The following is a 5,000-nucleotide window of genomic DNA, read 5'->3' as shown; positions in this document are numbered from 1 at the left end:
TAAAGGATTGGACGCTTATCCGTTTCGCTTAAGCACGCCAAAGTTAAAGCGGCTCAAACACAGAGCAATGCAAATTTTTCCGAAGTTTGCACTGTCTATTTTAAAAATGAGAATCTGTTTTAACAGTTTGGATGTTTTATCCTGTTTTAGGGGCCGTAGCTCAGCTGGGAGAGCACCTGCTTTGCAAGCAGGGGGTCGTCGGTTCGATCCCGTCCGGCTCCACCATTTGGTCATCATCATTGTTGTGAGAACAGTCTTTGTAAAAGGTTTTTTGACCTTTTGCGTGTTCTATTGAAATTGTGAAGAGAAGATATATTCAGACAAGTTCCTTTTGAGAGGTTGCTTCTGAAGAGCAAGTTTTTTCTTAAGAAAAATGCTTTCTTGAGAAAAAGGTTTGTTGTCAGAAAAAGGTTTTTAAACAAGATCTTGTAAAAGAGGTTTTGAAAAAGAAACCTTGCTCTCCTTTATCTAAAGAAGAAACCTTTATCTAAAAAAGAGACATTGTGTCGCAAGGGAATGCTCAAAGCCCTTGCTTATGATTGGAAGCTTAACCGCGCCACTGAGTATATCTCGAGAAGCTGGTCTTTTCTGCTGATATTTATGTTTGTTTTGCGCTTTATTTTGCACAAGATGAAGATGCAGACAAACAACAAATGATTATAAACGAAGTGACTATACAATAAGTGATTACGAAGAGTGAGTACTTGTTGGTGGTTTAAGTAATGATTGAATGAATATTGGCAATGAGAACGATCAAGTGTCTTAAGGGCATTTGGTGGATGCCTTGGCATGCACAGGCGATGAAGGACGTGATACGCTGCGATAAGCTACGGGGAGGTGCGAATACCCTTTGATCCGTAGATTTCCGAATGGGGCAACCCACCTTTGATGGCTGGAAAAATTAAGCTGTTTTTTTTAAAAGACAGTTTAGTTTTCTAGTCATCAGATAAAGGTATCTACACCTGAATAAAATAGGGTGTAAGAAGCAAACGCAGGGAACTGAAACATCTAAGTACCTGTAGGAAAGGACATCAAACGAGACTCCGTTAGTAGTGGCGAGCGAACGCGGACCAGGCCAGTGGCTTGAATTTAGAAAAGTAGAATCGACTGGAAAGTCGAACCAAAGTGGGTGATAGTCCCGTATACGTAACTCTGATTTAAGTCCTAGAGTAGGGCGGGACACGTGAAATCCTGTCTGAACATGGGTCGACCACGATCCAAGCCTAAGTACTCGTGCATGACCGATAGCGAACCAGTACCGTGAGGGAAAGGTGAAAAGTACCCCGACAAGGGGAGTGAAATAGTACCTGAAACCGAATGCCTACAAACAGTCGGAGCCCAAGATTTGTTCTGGGTGACGGCGTACCTTTTGTATAATGGGTCAGCGACTTAGTCCAACGAGCAAGCTTAAGCCGGTAGGTGTAGGCGTAGCGAAAGCGAGTCTTAATAGGGCGTTTAGTTCGTTGGATTAGACCCGAAACCGAGTGATCTAGCCATGAGCAGGCTGAAGGTAAGGTAACACTTACTGAAGGGCCGAACCCGTATCTGTTGCAATAGATTGGGATGACTTGTGGCTAGGGGTGAAAGGCCAATCAAACTCGGAAATAGCTGGTTCTCCGCGAAATCTATTTAGGTAGAGCGTTAGTCGAATTCTCCAGGGGGTAGAGCACTGGATGGGCTAGGGGTCCTCACCGGATTACCAAACCTAACCAAACTCCGAATACCTGGAAGAACTAACTAGCAGACACACGGCGGGTGCTAACGTCCGTCGTGGAGAGGGAAACAACCCTGACCACCATCTAAGGTCCCCAAGTTATGGCTAAGTGGGAAAGGATGTGAGGATCCCAAAACAACCAGGATGTTGGCTTAGAAGCAGCCACCATTTAAAGAAAGCGTAACAGCTCACTGGTCTAAATAAGGGTCCCTGCGCCGAAAATGTAACGGGGCTAAAGCCATACACCGAAGATGTGGATTTACTCCTTTTGGAGTAAGTGGTAGCGGAGCGTTCCGTAAGCCTGTGAAGGGAGACTCGTGAGAGCTCCTGGAGGTATCGGAAGTGAGAATGCTGACATGAGTAACGATAAAGGGAGTGAGAGACTCCCTCGCCGAAAGTCCAAGGGTTCCTGCTTAAAGTTAATCTGAGCAGGGTGAGTCGGCCCCTAAGGCGAGGCCGAAAGGCGTAGTCGATGGGAACCACGTTAATATTCGTGGACCTGTGGGTAGTGACGGATTGCGTATATTGTAAGGTCTTATTGGATTGATCTTGCAGTGAAGCAGTTCCAGGAAATAGCTCCCACATATAGACCGTACCCCAAACCGACACAGGTGGACTGGTAGAGAATACTAAGGCGCTTGAGAGAACTACGTTGAAGGAACTCGGCAAATTGCACGCGTAACTTCGGAAGAAGCGTGACCCTTTAGCGGGCAACCGTTAGAGGGTGGCACAAACCAGGGGGTAGCGACTGTTTACCAAAAACACAGGGCTCTGCGAAGTCGCAAGACGACGTATAGGGTCTGACGCCTGCCCGGTGCTGGAAGGTTAAGAGGAGATGTGCAAGCATTGAATTGAAGCCCCAGTAAACGGCGGCCGTAACTATAACGGTCCTAAGGTAGCGAAATTCCTTGTCGGGTAAGTTCCGACCTGCACGAATGGCGTAACGACTTCCCCGCTGTCTCCAACGTAGACTCAGTGAAATTGAACTCCCCGTGAAGATGCGGGGTTCCCGCGGTTAGACGGAAAGACCCCGTGCACCTTTACTATAGCTTTACACTGGCATTTGTGTCTGTATGTGTAGGATAGGTGGTAGACTTTGAAGCAGGGGCGCCAGCCTTTGTGGAGTCATCCTTGAAATACCACCCTTACCGATATGGATGTCTAACCGCAGTCCGTTATCCGGATTCGGGACCGTGTATGGTGGGTAGTTTGACTGGGGCGGTCGCCTCCTAAAGAGTAACGGAGGCGCGCGATGGTAGGCTCAGAACGGTCGGAAATCGTTTGTTGAGTGCAATGGCATAAGCCTGCCTGACTGTGAGACTGACAAGTCGAGCAGAGTCGAAAGACGGTCATAGTGATCCGGTGGTCCCGTGTGGAAGGGCCATCGCTCAACGGATAAAAGGTACGCCGGGGATAACAGGCTGATGACCCCCAAGAGTCCATATCGACGGGGTTGTTTGGCACCTCGATGTCGACTCATCGCATCCTGGGGCTGGAGCAGGTCCCAAGGGTATGGCTGTTCGCCATTTAAAGCGGTACGTGAGTTGGGTTCAGAACGTCGTGAGACAGTTCGGTCCCTATCTGCCGTGGGTGTAGGAATATTGACAGGACCTGTCCCTAGTACGAGAGGACCGGGATGGACGTATCTCTGGTGGACCTGTTGTGGCGCCAGCCGCATAGCAGGGTAGCTATATACGGACGAGATAACCGCTGAAGGCATCTAAGCGGGAAACTCACCTGAAAACAAGTATTCCCTGAGAACCGTGGTAGACCACCACGTTGATAGGTCAGGTGTGGAAGTGTGGCAACACATGAAGCTTACTGATACTAATCGTTCGATCGACTTGATCGTTCTCATTTCTTATATCCATTCTTAAATTATAAAAATTTCCAGCTTCTCAAAAATTCTATGCTCTTTGCTGACTTGGTGGTTATGGCGGAGTGAACGCACCCGATCCCATCCCGAACTCGGCCGTGAAACGCTCCAGCGCTGATGGTACTTTGCCTTAAGGCACGGGAGAGTAAGTCGCCGCCAGGTCTGCTAAGCGCATAGAATAATCTTCTCAATTGCTTTATTAAAAAAACAAAACTAAAAAATTCAATATAATCATACGCTAACAAAAAATTACGCTGATTATATCCTTAGTGACGCGGGGTGGAGCAGCCCGGTAGCTCGTCAGGCTCATAACCTGAAGGCCGCAGGTTCAAATCCTGCCCCCGCAACCAGTTTTAATCATCAAACCTATAATAATCCTTAGTCCAACTATCGACGCATATATCTTTCTCCTTCAGTGAAAATCGATAAATTACACGCAATTCTTGCTACAAAGCCAGAAGCACTTATTCTATAAAAAAACATCATAAAACTCTGAAAAATACTTGCTCCTTAAATCCGCTAAATAACTGCATAAAATTACTCTCTGCTCTAAACTTTTTCTCCAGAAAAACAAAAAAACAAAACGATTCAAAAAAAATCTAAGCCCTGCAAAACACAACACTTTACAAACAGTATGAGCGGATGCTTTCTCTTGTAAAATGGAGGGGAGGCTTTCGCAGAAAGAAACAGACGCATTGCGTATTTATTTTTGTATTCGTTTCGTTGTTATCCCATGATAAGGTTCTTTAAGCCCTGAAAATCTGGACAACTCTGAGGCAAGTGGAAGAGCTTCTTGGGGGACAAAGTTAAAAGTTATGAGAACATCAATTTTATGATGGCTATGGCTGTTTATCATTCCTATGGATGGCGCTGATTATTTTTAAGAAAGACAGAGTTTTGCTTCGTAAGTGGTGAGGGAACTGTTTTCAGGCTTGTACAGAATGGTCATCTCGATACCATTAAGTTGTGCACAATCAATCTCGGCATGATGCTGGATTGAAGAGGATATATGCTGTTTCATTAATTAAGCTGTTTGCTGTATTTTTTTAAGATGAGCAGAGAGAGGAGGGCTACACTGAGAGAGGCAATGCTCAAGATCTGCCAAACCGATAATCCAAGAAATTCTTGGTTGTATAAGAGGGAGCCCAGATAACTTCCCGCCATGCCTCCGAAAGCACTGGACAAGCTCATGATGCCAAATGCGCTAGCGATTAAGCGTTCATCTATATTTGTGGCGTCATAATCGAGGCGTATGTATATAACAATTTCTGCAAAAGAAAAAAGGATGATCGCTAAGAAGAGGTGAAAATAAGAATGCTCAAGAAAGTGGAGGAGAATGAATGAGAGTCCAAATAAAACAAAGGATAATATGTGAGGCGTTTTGGAATTTTCTTTACATGCCCATTTTGA

The 5,000-nt window shown here is 45.7% G+C and carries 1 protein-coding gene, 2 tRNA genes, 2 rRNA genes and 1 pseudogene; 4 read left to right on the top strand and 2 right to left on the bottom strand.

Annotated elements, in window-relative coordinates:
- Positions 1-149 precede the first annotated feature (149 nt).
- The 4 genes from ABD915_RS08495 to ABD915_RS08480 all read left to right on the top strand — a co-directional run bounded on the left by ABD915_RS08495 (position 150) and on the right by ABD915_RS08480 (position 3,940).
- Positions 150-225 (top strand) — tRNA-Ala (locus tag ABD915_RS08495).
- Positions 226-751: 526 nt separating this feature from the next.
- Positions 752-3,566: ribosomal RNA gene (locus ABD915_RS08490) — 23S ribosomal RNA — on the top strand.
- A gap of 71 nt (positions 3,567-3,637) precedes the next feature.
- Positions 3,638-3,752 (top strand): 5S ribosomal RNA (gene rrf / locus ABD915_RS08485).
- A gap of 111 nt (positions 3,753-3,863) precedes the next feature.
- Positions 3,864-3,940: transfer RNA gene (locus tag ABD915_RS08480), tRNA-Met, on the top strand.
- Between the two features lie 530 nt (positions 3,941-4,470).
- On the opposite strand, the gene ABD915_RS08475 is transcribed toward ABD915_RS08480, so the two are convergent.
- Positions 4,471-4,611 (bottom strand): hypothetical protein, encoded by a 141-nt coding sequence (locus ABD915_RS08475; RefSeq protein ID WP_345117365.1) that lies wholly within the window; start codon positions 4,609-4,611, stop codon positions 4,471-4,473.
- Positions 4,611-5,000: pseudogene (locus ABD915_RS08470) on the bottom strand (MFS transporter); the annotation flags it as partial. The pseudogene ABD915_RS08470 and the gene ABD915_RS08475, both read right to left, overlap by 1 nt.

It is taken from the genome of Bartonella jaculi, assembly GCF_039543045.1.
Lineage (GTDB): Bacteria > Pseudomonadota > Alphaproteobacteria > Rhizobiales > Rhizobiaceae > Bartonella > Bartonella jaculi.
Note: the sequence above shows the minus strand (reverse complement) of the source record. Positions and strands in the feature narration are given on the sequence as shown.